At 36.3% G+C, this 18,103-nt stretch carries 15 protein-coding genes and 1 pseudogene; 2 read left to right on the plus strand and 14 right to left on the minus strand.

What is annotated here, in order from left to right; all coding sequences use genetic code 11:
- Window positions 1–29 precede the first annotated feature (29 nt).
- Window positions 30–1,703, plus strand: a complete 1,674-nt coding sequence (gene treC / locus A9G23_RS04165) for an alpha,alpha-phosphotrehalase (RefSeq protein WP_065586420.1) — start codon at window positions 30–32, stop codon at window positions 1,701–1,703.
- Between the two features lie 374 nt (window positions 1,704–2,077).
- Window positions 2,078–2,918: pseudogene (locus A9G23_RS11715) on the plus strand (integrase core domain-containing protein); the annotation flags it as partial.
- Window positions 2,919–2,992: 74 nt separating this feature from the next.
- Here A9G23_RS11715 and tssE read toward each other — a convergent pair.
- The 14 genes from tssE to A9G23_RS04240 all read right to left on the minus strand — a co-directional run.
- The gene (gene tssE / locus A9G23_RS04175) at window positions 2,993–3,421 is read right to left on the minus strand and encodes a type VI secretion system baseplate subunit TssE (protein WP_065586422.1); all 429 of its coding nucleotides are present in this window, start codon (window positions 3,419–3,421) and stop codon (window positions 2,993–2,995) included.
- Window positions 3,418–3,936 carry a type VI secretion system lipoprotein TssJ gene (gene tssJ, locus A9G23_RS04180; protein ID WP_065586423.1) on the minus strand — a complete coding sequence of 173 codons (519 nt, stop codon included), beginning with the start codon at window positions 3,934–3,936 and terminating at the stop codon, window positions 3,418–3,420. Before tssJ ends, tssE begins: the two co-directional genes overlap by 4 nt.
- Before the next feature lie 19 nt (window positions 3,937–3,955).
- The gene (gene tssG, locus A9G23_RS04185) at window positions 3,956–4,999 is read right to left on the minus strand and encodes a type VI secretion system baseplate subunit TssG (RefSeq protein WP_065586424.1); all 1,044 of its coding nucleotides are present in this window, start codon (window positions 4,997–4,999) and stop codon (window positions 3,956–3,958) included.
- Window positions 4,963–6,726, minus strand: a complete 1,764-nt coding sequence (tssF, locus tag A9G23_RS04190; RefSeq protein ID WP_065586425.1) for a type VI secretion system baseplate subunit TssF — start codon at window positions 6,724–6,726, stop codon at window positions 4,963–4,965. The genes tssG and tssF overlap by 37 nt, the downstream gene beginning before the upstream one ends.
- 54 nt (window positions 6,727–6,780) lie before the next feature.
- Entirely contained in the window at window positions 6,781–8,406 is a 1,626-nt protein-coding gene (tssA, locus tag A9G23_RS04195) for a type VI secretion system protein TssA (RefSeq protein ID WP_065586426.1), read from the minus strand.
- 28 nt (window positions 8,407–8,434) lie between these two features.
- The gene (locus A9G23_RS04200) at window positions 8,435–11,764 is read right to left on the minus strand and encodes an ImcF-related family protein (RefSeq protein WP_065586427.1); all 3,330 of its coding nucleotides are present in this window, start codon (window positions 11,762–11,764) and stop codon (window positions 8,435–8,437) included.
- Between the two features lie 15 nt (window positions 11,765–11,779).
- Entirely contained in the window at window positions 11,780–12,898 is a 1,119-nt protein-coding gene (locus A9G23_RS04205; protein ID WP_065586428.1) for a hypothetical protein, read from the minus strand.
- Between the two features lie 4 nt (window positions 12,899–12,902).
- On the minus strand, window positions 12,903–13,169 hold the full coding sequence (locus A9G23_RS04210) for a PAAR domain-containing protein (RefSeq protein ID WP_065586429.1): 267 nt from the start codon (window positions 13,167–13,169) through the stop codon (window positions 12,903–12,905).
- A gap of 587 nt (window positions 13,170–13,756) precedes the next feature.
- A complete protein-coding gene (locus tag A9G23_RS04215; RefSeq protein ID WP_065586430.1) occupies window positions 13,757–14,077 on the minus strand; it encodes a hypothetical protein in 321 nt (106 codons plus the stop codon).
- Window positions 14,078–14,504: 427 nt separating this feature from the next.
- Window positions 14,505–14,849 (minus strand): hypothetical protein, encoded by a 345-nt coding sequence (locus A9G23_RS04220; protein WP_065586431.1) that lies wholly within the window; start codon window positions 14,847–14,849, stop codon window positions 14,505–14,507.
- Window positions 14,850–14,868: 19 nt separating this feature from the next.
- Window positions 14,869–15,822, minus strand: coding sequence for a putative type VI secretion system effector (locus A9G23_RS04225; protein WP_065586432.1), 954 nt, complete (start codon window positions 15,820–15,822; stop codon window positions 14,869–14,871).
- 19 nt (window positions 15,823–15,841) lie between these two features.
- The gene (locus A9G23_RS04230; RefSeq protein ID WP_065586433.1) at window positions 15,842–16,789 is read right to left on the minus strand and encodes a putative type VI secretion system effector; all 948 of its coding nucleotides are present in this window, start codon (window positions 16,787–16,789) and stop codon (window positions 15,842–15,844) included.
- A 19-nt stretch (window positions 16,790–16,808) separates the two neighbouring features.
- Window positions 16,809–17,756, minus strand: coding sequence for a putative type VI secretion system effector (locus A9G23_RS04235; protein WP_065586434.1), 948 nt, complete (start codon window positions 17,754–17,756; stop codon window positions 16,809–16,811).
- Between the two features lie 19 nt (window positions 17,757–17,775).
- On the minus strand, window positions 17,776–18,103 hold a 328-nt coding region (locus tag A9G23_RS04240), incomplete at its 5' end, for a hypothetical protein (protein WP_218059488.1).

Raw genomic sequence — 18,103 nt, forward strand, 5'->3', positions numbered from 1 at the left:
CGATTAACTGATTAACAAAAGAGAATACAATGAACAAAATCAATATTCCTTGGTGGCAAAATGGTACTGTTTATCAAATTTATGTCAAAAGCTTTCAAGCCAGCGGCACAAGCCCAACGGGTGATCTACAAGGTATTATTCGGCGCTTAGATTATTTACAAACGCTGGGGATCAGTGCGATTTGGTTAACCCCAATATACCCTTCCCCACAAATTGATAACGGTTATGATGTATCAGATTATTATGCTATCGACCCAAGCTATGGCTCAATGGCTGATTTCGAGTTACTGGTTAAACAAGCGCACCAGCGTGGGATCCGAATTATGATGGATATGGTGTTTAATCATACGTCAACCGAGCATCCTTGGTTCAAAGCCGCTTTAGATAAAAGCAGCCCTTATCGCTCCTTTTATATTTGGAAAGATGCTAAAGCTGATGGCTCAGAGCCTAACAATTGGCGCTCAAAATTTGGCGGTAAAGCATGGCAATGGCATGAACCATCAAGGCAGTACTATTTGCACTTATTTGCGAAAGAGCAAGCTGATCTCAACTGGGAAAACCCAATTGTTCGCAACGAAATCAAAAAAGTGTGTCAATTTTGGGCCGATAAAGGGGTAGATGCCCTCAGACTGGATGTGATTAATTTAGTCTCGAAACAGCAAGATTTCCCTGATGATGATAACGGCGATGGACGACGATTTTATACCGATGGACCTCGAATTCATGAGTTTTTACAAGAGATCAGCCGTGAAGTATTTCAACCCAAGCAACTTAAAACTGTGGGCGAAATGTCATCCACCACATTAGTAAACTGCCAAAAATATGCCAATTTAGATGGTAAAGAGTTGACCATGACCTTTAATTTTCATCATCTCAAAGTCGATTACCCCAATGGGAATAAGTGGTGTTTAGCCAAACCAGATTTAATTGAACTTAAAAACATTATCGGTTACTGGCAAATGGGCATGCAAGGTAAGGCGTGGAATGCGATTTTTTGGTGTAATCATGATCAACCACGCATCGTCTCACGCCTTGGCAATGAAAGCCAATATCACACACAATCCGCTAAAATGTTGGCGATGCTACTGTATGGTTTACAAGGCACACCTTATCTTTATCAAGGTGAAGAAATTGGGATGACAAATCCTCATTTTACCGATATTTCACAATATAAAGATGTTGAAAGTCTTAACATCTATCAAGAAAAAATAGCAGATGGTATGTCTAAAGCAGAAATTTTAGCTATTCTAGCCAGCAAATCCAGAGACAATAGCCGAACGCCCATGCAATGGGATAGTTCCGCCAACGCTGGCTTTACGCAAGGTGAGCCATGGATTGAGGTTGCTAACAATTATCCACAAATTAATGTTAAAGCGGCACAAGATGATCCTGATTCGGTGTTTTATTGCTATCAAACCTTAATTAAATTACGCAAAGAATATCCGATCTTTATTTTTGGCGATTATCAAGACCTCACCCCCAATATTGCCGATTATTGGGCTTATGTGCGTCGTTCGGAGCAGCAACAACTACTCGTGATAACCAATCTGACCGATAAAACGTTAACATGGTCATTACCAAAATCGTTACAACACTTAAACTGGCAACGGTTATTGGGTAATTACCAAGATAGTCCTCTGTTAGGTGTTGAAATAAGGTTAAGACCTTATGAAGCCATGTATTGGTTACACCAAGCGGATTAAGCAGGCAATATGGGCTATCAATAAAAGCTGGCCCATTTTTATGTATGATAATTGCCGATTTTTAATGACAATATGTTGATTTATTTAATTAAAATTCCATTTAAAAATTAGACTAAAAAGTTATAATATTATGTTTAAAAAATGGATAAATCTAAAAAAATAAAGAGGAATGATGATGGAAGATAAAATAGCGTTGTAAAATATCCACGCTATTGAAAATAGTTTAGCAATGAAGTTTCTTGAAGAATATGTCGCTCATTTACTTGCTGAAGATCGTGATGCTATTCCCCATACAGGTATTTATATTGAAGTAAAAGAAGAGATATGACGTCGTCCACAAGCAATGGATGTAGGTCTTTTTTGGACATTTTTAATATCCTGCTTATGGTCAACATCGGGTCGCCAATCAACTCCATCAAAAAGGCATATTGGTGTCAGGGAGTAGTGTACGTTCAATTTGGCTACGTCACGATTTAGAAAGTTTTAAAAAACGCCTAATCACCCCTAGAAATCAAAGTGGTGCAAGATAGATGTGTGCTCACATAAAATCAATTACAAGCCCTCGAAAAAGCCAAAGCATCACGAGAAGCGCATGGCGAAATTGAGACCCATCATCCAGGTTATTTATGTGCACAAGATACCTATTATGTGGGACATATTAAAGGGATGGGGAAAATATACCAACAAACAGTCATTGATACCTATTCCAGACATGCTTTTGCTAAAGTCTATACCGAGAAAAACAGTCTCATCGCTGCCGATATGCTCAATGATAAAGTGCTGTCTTTTTTTGATAGTGAACAAATACCGCTTTTACGCATTCTTACAGACCGAGGAACGGAATATAATGGTCATAAGTAGAGCCATGCTTATGAACTGTATCTTAATCTAGAAGATATTGAACACACCAAGACCAAAGCCTATAGCCCTCAAACTAACGGTATTTGTGAGCGATTTCATAAGACGATGAAAACAGAATGTTATGATGTTTTATTTCGACGTAAGATTTACACGCAATTGAGTGAAATACAAACCGACATTGACCAATAGCTTGAATTTTACAACCGAGAAAGGATACATTCTGAAAAATATTGTTATGGAAAAACACCATGGCAAACGTGGAACGGGGCAAAAGGGTTGGTTAAGAAAAAGCAATTGGAGAACTTATTTTGTGCATCGGACACTCATTTTGTTAAAATGAATGCCGGTGAGTAATATGTGTCTGTCAGATTAAATTTGAGCTACTACGGCGAGATATGGCCATTTTCTATCCAGAAAAAACACACTCACTATGTGTAACGTGGAGCTTTACGTATATATTTAAGGCGCGCTTTGCCGTCAGACATAAAATAGGTCCCATATTTGACCAGCGCCCCCTCTTTGAAATGACAAACTAGTTCATAAGCTAATACCATGGTGTCAGTATTTTGTTCATCAATATTAATTTTAATCGATGCCAATCTTGGTTCATATTTTAATAACGTTTGTTCAATTGCCCTCATCAAAATATAGGCAGATGAGGGCAAAGCCTGAAAGATTGTTGACATATCAGGTAAACCATAGTCTGGCAGGTGTTTTATAGCGCCAGCTCGGCTATTTAAAATACGCTCAATATTATCCATCACGCTGATAATGGTCTGTTCATTCTCAGGCACATCATCAACCGCTATGCCTGACTCAAAATAACCGTAAAGCTGCTCGTAAAGTGAAGCGCTCATTTATTTTCTTCCACCAATCTAATTGTATATTGACTTGCGATTATTTCGCGAGGTTTAGTGATATTTAAATCGCCTCGTTTTAACACTATCCGCCAGTTATTCTCTTTTATGTTCGGCTCTTTATAAAGTGCAGCGATCCCTACCGCTTTAGCCTGCTTATGAAATGGAGCATCAATAGAAATAGCCGTATTGGGTTTTAGTACTATTTCTTTACTTTCAAGCAATGATTCTTTTAATATATCACTATCTTGATCAACTAACTCTTGATAAGAAACAGAGTTAAATGCGTCAGCTTTTTTTAATTGATAAATACGGATAACAACAGGCGAGGAGTGTCCATCATCATCCATATTTAATTCAGATCTTGCCATAATATCTAAATGCAATGCTCTTACATCCCATGTAAAAATAGAGTTGCTTAAATCGACCGCCCTTTCCGAGGCGCTTTGTGCAATACCACATCCCGTTAGCCACAGAGATAATAAGATAGCAGTAAATACAGTAATTATTCTCATATTTATTTCCTTTTAAGTGTTATGCGGCATAATTCATTCCACAATAGCATCCTAAATTTACAGCAATTTCATCTTGTATAGATTCACCATTTACTGTTTTAGTCAATGCAGCTGTTTGTCCTAGTCGACTATTTCTCGATTTAAGTTGACTACGAGGTAAAAATTGACGTTGGATATACAGTGTCATTTTGGCATCCACTTGATAACCTAAGTAAGCCCGCAATAAAGCTAACAAATCATCATATAATTGCCCACCTGGTAGCAAATCTTTAATCTGGCTTTCGTGTTGTGGTGTAATTGCAATATGGACGGTTTGGTTGCACTCTCTGAAGCGAGATCCTAATATAGTACCGCCATCTAAAGTGGCGCGTTGTTGCCCTTTACCTCCCAACTGCACAGGATTATCCATTGTTTGCCAAACTGGATAAAATTCACTTACGACGACTTTTGCATCATCTACTAATACTCGAATTAATCCGACTATCCCTTCGGATGTACGTGTTTTTTGTGTGATTAAACCTAATAATGCTAAAAATCGTGATAATGGTGAACCAATTTGTTTACTCGTTCCTTCTATGCCAAATCCCGTTAATCCAAGTAAACATAGTGATATCGGATCTTTACCACCGTTTAAAAAGCTTGATGGATAATGATATTTGAGCCAAATCCGATAAAATTGGGTTATTACTCGATGATTAAAGATATCTAAAAAATCTGTCATAACTTGATAGTTTTCTTCACGACGAATAATATTATCAAGCAAACCCAATGGTAATACAGAATCAACACCATATAATCCTAAAAATCGAGTTCTAACTGTGGTTGGGCGATTAATATAAGGCGCCCGCTCAATGCATTTTAGCTCACTTGCAGGAAATGACATATCAATTGATGGAGCAAAACGCAGAGGGTCAGCGAGAGGTGTTTCGTGCTTACCTAATACGGGTTCATCTGCATACATTTGTTCAATTAACTGACAAAAACGATAAAAATTTATTTTTGGCAGCTTTTTTTCAAGTGCCTGCATTAAAGGGCTGTTTTCGATGCTTTGCTGTGATTCCATACAATTTTATTTCCTGTTGGTAAAATAACAATCACTAATTGAGTAAATAAGTTAACATCGGCATATAATGCAAAAAATTGATGTAACAACTCACCAAAAAGCATCACATCGCCTTCACCTGTAAATTGATAACTGTTAATTGTCACCTCAATCTCTATACCACGTTGTAACATCCCTTTTTCGGTACGTTTAATCATTCGATGAGAGACATCGACTATACCTTCTAATCGGCGACGATTTAATTCGTTATCTGTCCAATCATATAAAGCAAGAGTTCCCCGTAAGACTTCCGCATTCATTAATGACAAATAGTTAGGTGCTAAATGAGATAATACTCGCCAATAAAAGCGATCTTCTGTTGGTGGATAGCAAGGTAATGTTGGAGAACATAAATTTTGCACTTTAGCAATACTATTTTGGGCGCTACATAGCTCATTAATTCGAGCATTACGTAATGTTTTACGTGGTAACATACCATTAGTACCCGTTATGCGTAATGATAAAGTCTCGGGCTCAAACACCTCGTGTCTATCCCAAATCTTACCTCCCAAAATTAACCAGGTATCATGTAGCCCTGAAGCACCTTTACGAACTCGGGTATGATAGTACCTTTCTGGGGCATCATGTCGTAACATGCCACCGCGATGTTTAAAACTTGTAAAAGGTACATAGTGATAACGCCCATGACGGGTGATTGCTTCCACATGCTCAACTGAATAAACCTCAACATGCCCATCTTGACGGAGTAATGGGCGAAGTAAATATTCACTCTCTAACTGATTTACAACTATTGGATCAGCTTCCATATCGAATAAATTAATGGCAGGTACACAATGTAAACGAATATTATTATGATCAAATGGCATATCACTTGGCCAGCTTTGGTTAAGCAATAGTTCAATATCAATGTAATCACATTGTTCTGGAACATCACGGATATTTAATCCATGTAAATCAACAAACATAAATTTTTCGCGAAAGGCAAAATATTCTAATAAAAGTTGATATCCTGCAAAAGCATTATCGGGTTTTAACCATAACCGTTCATCTTCAGCAAAACCAACTGGGGTTATTTTACCTTGTAAATTTATACGTTCTTCGGGTTGAGTTGCATAACGTAAGTGCATTGATTCAACCTGTTGCGTTAACATATAATGTAACGTCGAGGCAATCGGTCCGTCGGCATTCAAATATAATCGTAGTTTAGACAAGTCAAGTTGTTCAAAATCAGCTAACTCCCCAAAACTGAGACGAAGCGTAATCATGCTTCGCCCATCATGATGTAAACTCAGTTTTGCTTGACTGATTCTAATCGGTTGTAATGTTACCGTCTGTGTTGTGCGATATGGACATCGAGTGCCTATCTGACCTAGTGGTTCTGTCTGCACTTGTAATCCATGAGGAATTACTTCTGGGCGAGATAACATTCCATAATTTGGTGTTAACTCGATAATAGACAATGACGGAATTAATCGCAAATAGTGCGGCCAAAGTAAACTCACTAAGCTTTCGGTAAGTTCAGGTAAGTCATCATCAATTTTTTGGCGTAATCGTCCAGTTAAAAAGGCAAAACCTTCAAATAAACGCTCTACATAAGGATCACGATCACCAACGCGATCTAAGTTAAGTTGACTTGCTCTATCAGGATGAATTTTGGCAAATTCTTTTCCAGCTTCCCGCAAATAACGCATTTCGGATTCGTAATAACGTAAAATTAAATCATCCATTGTTTATCTCTTTATTGTTTATATTAGTTTGATTATTTTTTATCGTTGATAAAATTACATCACACTTAATGCCCTAGCAGGATCTAGCTGGATTAGCTCTTGCTGTAATAACTCAGCTAACTCCAACATATGTGGTTTTATCATCTCTTTAGATTTGTTTTTTTGTTTGATTAATCGCAATAAGCATCGCTTAACATCAAATAATAATTCTTGTTCCCACTGAATTAAAGTTAAAGATTGCTGTTGTTTATTTAGTCCAATTAATAGGTTTAATGCGATATCTTGCTTGCCAGATTGTTCAGCAACTCTTGCTTGGGTATATTGCAACAAATATCGTTGCTTAGGCGAGCGCAGCAAGGGTAAATTTTGTAACCATTGAAACGCCGTTTCTAAATTTTCATTATGAACAAGCTCTAATGCTTGCTTCTCAATTTCATTCCAATCATTCTCACCGTGTACGGTAATAGGTCCCATACTATCGCCCTCATCTAGATGATGAATACGTGCATTATTGGCAATCCAACTTAATGTTTCATCATCTGCAAATGGCATACCATTTTCAAAACAGAGGCGTTCAACACCATTTAGTCGTTCAAGCATTAAACCGATATCTGTTAAATAAATATCAGCCCAAGATTGATAAGGCTCTCCCATTTTTTGGAGCGACATCACTGTGGCTCTTTGTAAATCTAACCAAAAATGATTAGCACTTTCCATAAAAGCAGTTTCAACACGTTCAAAAAGTTCTGACCATTGTTGTTGAAGAATTAAACGGCTAATATGCTGTTTAAGTTCATTTCTTGGTGCTGGTAGCCGTGTTCTCCCTCGATGATCTGCTGGGGGCAAATCAATAATCATGTCCCACCTAAGTACTCGCAAAAATCGCCCTGCGGCAAGATATCCCTCTGGTTTTTCACGTAAAAATGCTGCCATTTTACGCGCTTGATCAAACAAATCACGTTGAGAGCGAAACTTCATTTCTGTTATATTTGTATGGGATTGTAATTGCGAAGAAGCTGGCGATGCTATCGACGTAGTCTCATCAACATTAGTTGTTTTAACAGAAAGATTTTTATCATTATTCTTTATACTATTATTAAAGAAGTGAACTAGCGCTGACAAATCAGGAGCAGAAATAGGTTGATTAGGATCATTGCTTACAAACAACTTTTGGCAACAACTATCAATCTGGTTCAATGCAATAATAATGCGTGTCAAGCAAGGTTCAGGTAGAGGTTGCAATTGAGTGAGAGGTTCAACAAATCTTGTATTAGCAAGCCACTCTACAGCGTTTTTACGAATATTATGCCGTGAAGGGAAAATTGATGATCCAAATTTGTCCAATAATCCAGCTAAGAGTTCAACACCATCAGCAAATCCCTCTGCACCATCGATATGTAATCGTGCCAAACAATAATAGGTTGCGACTCGAATATCTTTACTATGTTGTTTTAATATGGTTTCACTTTCAGTAACAATCAGCGAATAATCAATTCCCGATAATTTTGTGATCTCTTCCTTAATTTCCTGAAAGGTATCGTGATAGGTTAAATCATCACCCGCGGGTTTATCAGCTGTAACTGGTTGTAACCAATCAAGCCAACGTTGATTTAACTCAGCAGTTACTAATTCATTAGGGCGTTGTTGCCCCAAAAAACGGCTTAATAATTGGCTAAACATGATAATAATCCATTATTTTAATTAATTGTTATTCAAATACCTTTTTAGGTAAAGTAAAGTTACGTAATTTCAATAATGTTAATGGTCCTTTCCCTAGCTGAGTACGTAAAATAAATCTTAACTTACGTTCATCTGGTGCTTGCCAAATTAGTTCATAACGGCTTGAATCTAACGGCTTGACAGATGCAGATTCAAGCAAACGGATCCACGCCCAATCGCCACTATAATATTGATAGAGTCGTAATCCTGACGTATCACTACTCCAACTTAATTGAGAATAAGGCGAGTATCCATCCCCCGGCCAATTGAAACGTTGCCAGGTAGGAGATTGGTTAAAATATTCCATCTTTTGTTTATTAATCAACAATTCCATTCGCACAATTTTACTACCACTACGAGGCATAAGATCAAACGCCACAGAGACATCACCGGTTGCAAGTAACTCTGTCGATAATTCATTAAATAAATTTAATGCATTAAGAAATTTAGATGAAAAATTAAGACCTTGAGCATTGACAGAGTTAATAACCCAAATTCCCCCTTTCTTTTCCAATACACCACTTAGCTCACTGGTGATAAAACTATCAATAATTCCTGTGTCAGCACGTAAAAAGCGTGCAAGCTCAGCTAACGATGCCTCATTATCACTATTTTTAAAAGGGTAACGACCTGCAAAAGATTTTTCCCATTGATTGACAATATAATTTTGCCAAACATCGTTAAAACTATTGGCAGCTGGTGCTAATACTACTTGCCATGATTGTTCTAGCGGTTGTTTAAATAAGCTATAACCGAACCCTGACCACTCTTCACCTAAATTAGCAGCAATTAAGTTACCATAATCTCGTGTTTCGGTTAAATCAACAGATGTACCTTTAAAAACACTTTTTGCAAGCCCTTGCATCATCGCTTGGGGATCAGCACTATTGGCTATATTTTGTAATTTTAAGCGAACTTGTGTAATACGCGATAGATAGGTTTGTAAAGAAAGCCCATTCTTATTGTCATTATTAAGCAAACTAGTGACAGGTAAAAAAGTTGTAGTTAAAGGTCCCGTTACTTCATTGCTTTCTGGCAAAGCAATTTTTGATTTATTATCAACAATTTTTTTTGCAGAGCGAATTAAATTATCTGAAAAACCATCACCTTTGTGAGCAACTTCGGATTGATATTTAACCACATTAATTAAAGCGATCAAAGGAGACTGACGAGTATCAGCCAATAGTGTAAGCTGCTCAATAATATCTGAAACATTATTATATGATTGCCACTGAATCGTATTTAAAAAGTATAGCCATGCAGCACTATACTCACTAAAATAACGGTCGGTAAGTTGTTTTTTTAATGCGTCAGGAGAAATTGAAGCAGTCAGATCACTTTCTCCATCACTTAAAACCCAGTCAATTTGTTCTTTCCGATATTTTGCTGCTTCAGCAATTTCATCCTCGATAGAATCTTCCCAAGCTTTACGCGTATAAACGCCTGGTATTTCAGCATTAGAAAAAAATAACATTTTGCTATCTAAACCTTCGAGCAACTGATTCAAGTTTTGATTTGCATAATGTTGGCTCGCTCGTTGAATCATTTCTTGATAAAGAGTATTAACGGCATTTTGTACACCAATTTTATTAATTAATATTTGCCTAATATTTTTTATTAAATGTACATCATTATTTTGTGCCCAATTAGGGTGTAGTTTGAGCAATTGTCCCCAAAAACGCACTAAATCTGGCATTAACATTTGCCACTCACCATCGCTCACGCCTTCGGGTGTTCGCCATTGTTTTGAAGCAAATTGACTCAAATAAACCCCATCACTTCTCTCTGGATGCCCCATCATTAGATAGACTTTTAGCACATCATATGCTGAATCAACCATTTTTATTCGTTTTGGATCATCGGGTGGCAATTCAGTTAACAAGGTCAAATAGTCAGTCATAATATTATAAAATGGCGTAGCAATATTACGCGAATTTGTTGCTCGGTAAGTAAGCCACATTCTTTTGAGGACCTCATCATTATGATTTAAGCCAAACCGATAAAGTAAAGGTGCGCCTTGTTGCTGACGATAAAGTAACTGTTCTAAATGCTGTTGTAACTGATGTTGTATGTGTAACCGTGAAGTATAATCTTGTTTAACGGAATTATCAGCCTGTTTCACCAATTCAATACTATCATCAATGAGTGATACATTTCGAAAATACGAAGTCCCCAAAGCCAAACACATTGTTCCCATAAGTGAAAGTAACGCATAACAAGACCAAGTTCCCCATTGAATTCCCATGCGACGTCCCAATTGTGAATGGGCATCATCACGAATTGATTGCCATGTAGGAGTCATTGCCAGAGAATGATCAAAAATGGTCATATTTTCATTATTTGGCTTTGATTGATGAGGTGTAAAAAATAGCCCTCTGACATAAGGAGAATAAGGGAAAGCAACGAGTGATGTTAAATAACGTTTAATATTTGTGATATTACGCTTAGCTAAATCCTGACTTAGTTTAAGTAAAAACGAATAATGCAAATTATCTTTAATTTGTCTTACACCACGCTGACAACATGTTTTTGCTAATTGATTAAGAGATACAACAACAGACTCCATATCCTCTTTTTTTAATTCAGTAAATAAGACTCCAACACTTTGTTCTATGCGTTCTGTTTGTAACCGCTCACACTGCTGCCCTGCAACTAAATAAAGTGGTGCTGACCATTTTAAAACTTTATTACGTGTTTGTAACTTTAATACTGCATTTTCGATCCTTGATTGCTGTTGCCGGTTATCATCAAGATAATGCTTAGATGAAACCCAAATAACAGCATCAAGCGGTTTACTAAAAAATGGGAAAATACGTGAGAAATGTCTTTTTAATGCTTGTAACCACAACGTATTTGGGTCATCTTGAATATCACCACCGTATACCATTAGCATATTATCAGATAATTGCCATTGATCTTTTGGCAAATTAGGTAACAAAAGCTCAACGTCAGAGAGATTCCCCAAAACTAAACATTTACAAACTTTATAACGCCAAAAAAGTCCTAGACGATATCTACACTGTTTTTTAATATCCAGAAATTCTGTAAATAGCAGAGATTCTTTTGGTTTTTCATTTTGAATGGGATTGAGTAACTCACGTTTAGTTTTATCTTGTGCCCACAACCTATAACTGTTGGTAATAAGAATTGGGGTCAATAATAAACCAAATAACAGTAACATTCCTTGTAACCATATTTGTACTTTTTGCCCTGTTGCTGTATAGCCAAGCGAATCACCCCCAAAAAATAGTCCTAATGCTAATAATATTGCACCTAATAATATAATAAAAATTAATCCAGTCCATTTCCATTTATTCATTTACGACTCCCTACTTCATTTTGCCACAACTGAAAATAACCATTGATTTTGAGTCATTGTAGCAATTAAATTATTTTGTTTTTTTTGCGTTACCATTTCGCATGTTAATGCTAGTGAAAGCCAGAAAGATAATTCAGTTTGATTACCCACTATACTTTCTAATTGATGCATCTGTTCGGGGGAGATATCCCATTGCGCCAACTGTTTAGTAACATCTACTTGTTGTTTGTTATCAAGATTTGAAAACCAAAGTTGTTTTGCATGATGAATGGCATGTTGGATTTCGACCATCTGCTGAATGCCTAAAGACATATCCGAGGTGATCATAGGTCGTAAAATTTCACTTTTTGCTACGTCAATAGTTAAATCTTGATAAGATGTTTTATCAGTCAATAAAAAACCACATAAGAAAGCAGATCCTAAGGAGCTAGTATTATCAATAATAATTAACTGTAAGGCTGATTGAGGACTATCAATCAATTCCATTAATTTATCAATATCAACATGATTCATGATATGGAAGGACACCGTATAAGGTTGTGCAATTTTTGCATTTTTATAGGCATCATTAATATTGTTTCCAATAAGACCATATGACTCAGGTGACGAGTAAACAATAATATTGATAGGTTCTTTAACCGGCAATTGAGATAACATATCTCGCATTGATATAAATAGACACTCAATATGTTCATTTAAATCAAATTTTTCATCAAATGCTAATGATTTATTAATTTTAGAACTCACATTTGGATTATTTGTCAAAAGGTCGTCTAGGTTGAGTTTATTAGGTAAAACATAGAAACTATCAAGAACAACTAATGATTGCATTGCCCAATCTTGCCAATTTTGCTCAATATTTTTTTGTTCATGTTGCCATATTTCATACTCTTCTTGCGCAAGACCGTAAAAATAAAGCCGGACACTAATAGCAATACTTTCTATCACTGTTGAAATAAACACAATGCTTAACCAAAATTGCCATTGTAAAAAAGAGTTGTTATCAGGCCACATTAAAGCAAGCACGATACTTGTAATTAAAAACAATATGATAAAAAAGCATAGCCATCTTCCACGATGTAATGCCTTAGGCGCTTTTAATATATCAATAATGATAGGTTTAGACCAAGACATAATATTATTCCATTATCGATGAGCTAATTGTTGCAACTACTTTACAGCCACATTCACATAAACACTGATCAAGGACCACAGCCTTACCATCAGAAAAACTCGTTTTAGCCCCTTCAATAATTTTATTTATGCCATGACCTTTTTTAGGACAGCTAACAAGATCACCAATCAAAGCGACAGTTTTGCCTTCAATTATTGTCGTTGAGGATGCCGATATTACAGAACCTCCATGTGTTGTTGGATCGCCTAATCGAACCACACTTTTTCCCATTGTTTTATTCCTTAATTTTTTATATTTATTATTAATATGATTATTGACTCATGCCTAAAATCTTTATATTTTAATCAAATTTAATTTTGTATAAAAATGCCTTTACTACTCATCCTGATAAACACATCACCTAAACTTGGTAAAATCAGAGGGTTGGTTGAAGTCCATCATTACCTATCCACTATCGTATCTTGCCTTGATATCTTAATTTTTTGACCTTTTATGAGTAAATCGCCTTAAATCAATCCATGATATTTTGTAGGAAAACGCAGGATTGTATAAACGCTTAACAAGCTTTATTTTTGCAAATATGATACAACCGAAGCGGTAAATTGTATCTTACCTACCATGATCAATTGTTTATCTTTTTTGATAAATACACTATCAATAGCTAACGCTAATGCCAACCAATATGAACAATCTCCAGCATAACCAATTGAAGTATCGATATTAAAATTATTTTTTGCTTCAAACTGTATTTGATTAAAAAGTAGTTTATCATTTCATTTTTAAATTTGACGAAATACCGCTATACCAAACTCCACCATAATGGTTATCATCATCATTGCCCCCACAATAAGGCGTTATCAATAGTCTGTTTTAGTTTTACTACGATAAATTTTTATTAATGGTGAATGAAAAGTAAGAAAAAATGGCGCTCTAATTACCTTTTCTCCTAACAAAAATAGCATTGAAGCAAACTCATCATCATGATCTCTATCATCTAACCATGTTTCTATAAATATAAATGAATGGCTTGGCTCTTCAATTGCAAAACTAACAGGATGATAAATTATTTTTCCCAATGTTTCCATCCATAATGCCTTTATTTTATCGTTTGAAATTTCAGCATCAATAAATAACCTGACATGCAAACTAATTGCATTGATTGGGTGCGACCATAACAAGCAGATATTGCTTGTCTGCCCCTTGCTCTATTTTGACCTTAGCCAACTGCTCTTCACAATCAGTTAGATAGACCACACAGGTTTAACGGCTTTGCGCGCTAAAATGGGGAAGTTTAAGATGTACGTGCAAACCACCTGTATAATCTAATATATCAAGATCATTTTGGCTACATATAAAATAATTCTCAAAAAGTAGTTCATTAATAGCACGCAAATAACATAAAAGATAAAATAAGGTATATAAAAGTGCTTAAAGGCCTGCTTTCTTCCCCCTAGACATGGCGGAATGAGCGAGATAATTTGTTCACTGGGTTTGGCATGGCGTACACTTCGTAATGGTCAGCGTGCTTTTCGGCGACCACCTCGACCTGATCGCCATCATTAAATTTATAAAAACCGAGCCAACCTTTTAACGTGATGGTGCCGTTTAATTTGGCGGTGATATTTGTGCGGAGAACAAATTACTACGGTCATTACCATTAGCATGCCCTAAACCGGCTAATGCGGCAATGCTATTACCATTTAAAGTAGCAAGTAGTGCGCCCTTTCTAAGTTGGTTGTTGTGTTTTTGTTTTTGCTCGTCACTTAAATAAGCCCCATCACCAAGTGGTGCATAGCAAAATAGACCTTTAAATTCGGATAGAGTGCCGGTTAGTTTAACCAAATTTTTGGGCGGTACGATTGGATCGGTAATACTAATACCGGTTTTTTTTAATAGCTGCTCTTTGTCGTTATAGATAGGGTCGTTACCATCATATTTTGCGTAAGGCATAATAATATTCTCTAACGTATTATTTTCTTTTTTTTCTGTTTTTATTTTTAACGCGTAAAGTAGGCCTGCCTTTTTTGCATAATACCTCTGGATCGTAGTAAAAAAAACCCCAACCTTCGCCAGGTTTTGGGGGTCTAATATATTGATCGGTAATATCATATTTAGTTGAATATTTACCTTGTTCAATTAATCTAACTATATATTGTTTACTTATTTTTACTAAATTGATATTGGTGACATTTTGCCAATCCAATACTGTAAAAATGCGCTCGGCAAGGGTAATGTATGTCACGATTGAATTTTTATAAACCATAAAAAAAGCTGCCCCTAATATTACCCCTAATGTACTAAAACCAATGGTCATATTTTCCAACGAAAAATCAAGAAAAAAGTAGTTCATAAGTAGAGTGCAAACAATATAAAATATAAAAAAAGGTATATAAAAGTGCTTAAAGGCTTGTTTTCTTCCCCCTAGACAGGGTGGAATGAGCGAGATAATTTGTTCACTGGGTTTGAGCATGGCGTACACTTCGTAATGGTCAGCGTGCTTTTCGGCGACCACCTCGACTTGATCGCCATCGTTAAATTTATAAAAACCGATCCAACCTTTTAACGCGATGGTGTCATTTAATTTGGCCGTAATATACTGAGCATCTACCTCATTACTACGATCATTACCATTGGCGTGCCCTAAGCCGGCCAGCGCAGCAATGCTATTACCGTTTAAGGTGGCAAGTAGTGCGCCCTTTCTAAGTTGATTGTTGTGTTTTTGCTTTTGCTCGTCACTTAAATAAGCGCCATCAGCAAGTGGCGCATAGCAAAATAGACCTTTAAATTCGGATAAGGTGCCGGTTAGTTTAACCAAATTTTTGGGCGGTAGGATTGGATCGGTAATACTAATACCGTTTTTTTTTAATAGCTGCTCTTTGTCTTTATAGATAGGGTCTTTGCCATCATATTTTGCGTAAGGCATAATCGAATTCCTTATGAAATTATTTTCTTTTTTTATTTTTAACCCATAATGGTGGCTTGCCTTTTTTGCATAATACCTCAGGATCGTAATAAAAAAAGAACCAGCCATCACCTGATTTTGGCGGTCTAATATATTGATCAGTTTTATTATTATACTTTTCTACATATTTTTCTTGGATAATTAATTTAGCAACATATTGCTTACTTATTTTGGCTAAATTAATGTTAGTAACATCTTTCCAGCCTAACACAGTAAAAATGCGCTCGGCAAGCGTGACATGCGAGGCAAGCGAATTTTTATAAACCATGAAATTAGCTGCACCAAATATTACCCCTAATGAACCAAAACCAATGACCAAATTTTCTAAACTAAAATCGAGAAAAAAGTAGTTCATTAATAGCACGCAAGTAACATAAAAGAGAAACATAGGCAAACGATAAATTTTGAATGCTTGATTACGCCCGGCAAAACACAAAGGGACAAGTGATATAATTTGTTCACTGGGTTTGAGCATGGCGTACACTTCGTAATGGTCAGCGTGTTTTTCGGCGACCACCTCGACTTGATCGCCATCATTAAATTTATAAAAACCGATCCAACCTTTTAACGTGATGGTGTCATTCAACTTGGCAGTGATATATTGTGCCGCAAATAGATTACTACGGTCATTACCATTGGCATGGCCTAAGCCAGCCAGCGCAGCAATGCTATTACCATTTAAAGTGGCAAGTAGTGCGCCCTTTCTAAGCTGATTTTGCTGTTTTTGTTTTTGTTCATCACTTAAATAAGCGCCATCAGCAAGTGGCGCATAACAAAATAGACCTTTAAATTCGGATAGGGTACCGGTTAATTTAACCAAATATTTGGGCGGTAGGATTGGATCGGTAATACTAATACCGGTTTTTTTTAATAGCTGCTCTTTGTCGTTATAGATAGGGTCGTTACCATCATATTTTGCGTAAGGCATCATTGAATTCCTTATGAACTTATTTTCTTTTTTTATTTTTACCCCGTAAGGGAGGCTTGCCTTTTTTGCATAATACCTCAGGGTCGTAGTAAAAAAAATACCAGCCACCACCTGATTTAGGCGGTCTAATATGTGGATCTGTTTTATTATTATATTTTGTTGCATATTTCCCTTGGGCAATTAATTTAGCAACATATTGTCTACTTATTTTAACTAAATTAATATTGGTGACATCTTGCCAGCCCAACACAGTAAAAATGCGCTCAGCCAGCGTGATATGAGTCGCAATTGAATTTTTATATACATTGAAAATAGCTAGCCCGAAGATTACCCCTAATGAGCCAAAACCAATGGTCAGATTTTCCAATGAAAAATCAAGAAAAAAGTAGTTCATTAATAGCACACAAATAACATAAAAAATAAACATGGGGAAATGATTGTATTTTAATGCCTGATTACGGCCGGCAAAACATAAAGGGACAAGTGAGATAATCTGTTCACTGGGTTTGAGCATGGCGTACACTTCGTAATGGTCAGCGTGTTTTTCGGCGACCACCTCGACTTGATCGCCATCATTAAATTTATAAAAACCGATCCAACCTTTTAACGTGATGGTGTCATTTAATTTGGCGCTAATATATTGTGCTTGCACATAATTACTACGGTCATTACCATTGGCATGCCCTAAGCCAGCCAGCGCAGCAATGCTATTACCATTTAAAGTAGCAAGTAGTGCGCCCTTTCTAAGCTGGTTGTTGTGTTTTTGTTTTTGCTCGTCACTTAAATAAGCGCCATCAGCAAGTGGTGCATAGCAAAACAGACCTTTAAACTCGGATAGGGTGCCGGTTAATTTCACCAAATTTTTGGGCGGTAGGATTGGCTCGGTAATACTAATACCGGTTTTTTTTAATAGCTGCTCTTTGTCTTTATAGATAGGGTCGTTACCATCATATTTTGCGTAAGGCATAATAATATTCTCTAACGTATTATTTTCTTTTTTTTCTGTTTTTATTTTTAACGCGTAAAGGAGGCCTGCCTTTTTTGCATAATACCTCTGGATCGTAGTAAAAAAAACCCCACCCTTCGCCAGGTTTTGGGGGTCTAATATATTGATCGGTAATATCATATTTAGTTGAATATTTACCTTGTTCAATTAATCTAACTATATATTGTTTACTTATTTTTACTAAATTGATATTGGTGACATTTTGCCAATCCAATACTGTAAAAATGCGCTCGGCAAGGGTAATGTATGTCACGATTGAATTTTTATAAACCATAAAAAAAGCTGCCCCTAATATTACCCCTAATGTA

The sequence above is a fragment of the Gilliamella sp. App4-10 genome, from assembly GCF_001690495.1.
Classification (GTDB): domain Bacteria; phylum Pseudomonadota; class Gammaproteobacteria; order Enterobacterales; family Orbaceae; genus Gilliamella; species Gilliamella apicola_G.

Bases quoted from the DNA above. Each gene is read 5' to 3' on its own strand.
- A9G23_RS04205 (WP_065586428.1), bottom strand. From the start codon at position 12,898: ATGTCTTGGTCTAAACCTATCATTATTGATATATTAAAAGCGCCTAAG.
- A9G23_RS04200 (WP_065586427.1), bottom strand. From the start codon at position 11,764: ATGAATAAATGGAAATGGACTGGATTAATTTTTATTATATTATTAGGT.
- A9G23_RS04230 (WP_065586433.1), bottom strand. From the start codon at position 16,789: ATGCCTTACGCAAAATATGATGGTAACGACCCTATCTATAACGACAAA.
- tssF (WP_065586425.1), bottom strand. From the start codon at position 6,726: ATGGATGATTTAATTTTACGTTATTACGAATCCGAAATGCGTTATTTG.
- A9G23_RS04220 (WP_065586431.1), bottom strand. From the start codon at position 14,849: ATGCCTTACGCAAAATATGATGGTAACGACCCTATCTATAACGACAAA.
- tssA (WP_065586426.1), bottom strand. From the start codon at position 8,406: ATGTTTAGCCAATTATTAAGCCGTTTTTTGGGGCAACAACGCCCTAAT.
- tssG (WP_065586424.1), bottom strand. From the start codon at position 4,999: ATGGAATCACAGCAAAGCATCGAAAACAGCCCTTTAATGCAGGCACTT.
- tssJ (WP_065586423.1), bottom strand. From the start codon at position 3,936: ATGAGAATAATTACTGTATTTACTGCTATCTTATTATCTCTGTGGCTA.
- tssE (WP_065586422.1), bottom strand. From the start codon at position 3,421: ATGAGCGCTTCACTTTACGAGCAGCTTTACGGTTATTTTGAGTCAGGC.
- A9G23_RS04225 (WP_065586432.1), bottom strand. From the start codon at position 15,822: ATGCCTTACGCAAAATATGATGGCAAAGACCCTATCTATAAAGACAAA.
- A9G23_RS04210 (WP_065586429.1), bottom strand. From the start codon at position 13,169: ATGGGAAAAAGTGTGGTTCGATTAGGCGATCCAACAACACATGGAGGT.
- treC (WP_065586420.1), top strand. From the start codon at position 30: ATGAACAAAATCAATATTCCTTGGTGGCAAAATGGTACTGTTTATCAA.
- A9G23_RS04235 (WP_065586434.1), bottom strand. From the start codon at position 17,756: ATGCCTTACGCAAAATATGATGGTAACGACCCTATCTATAAAGACAAA.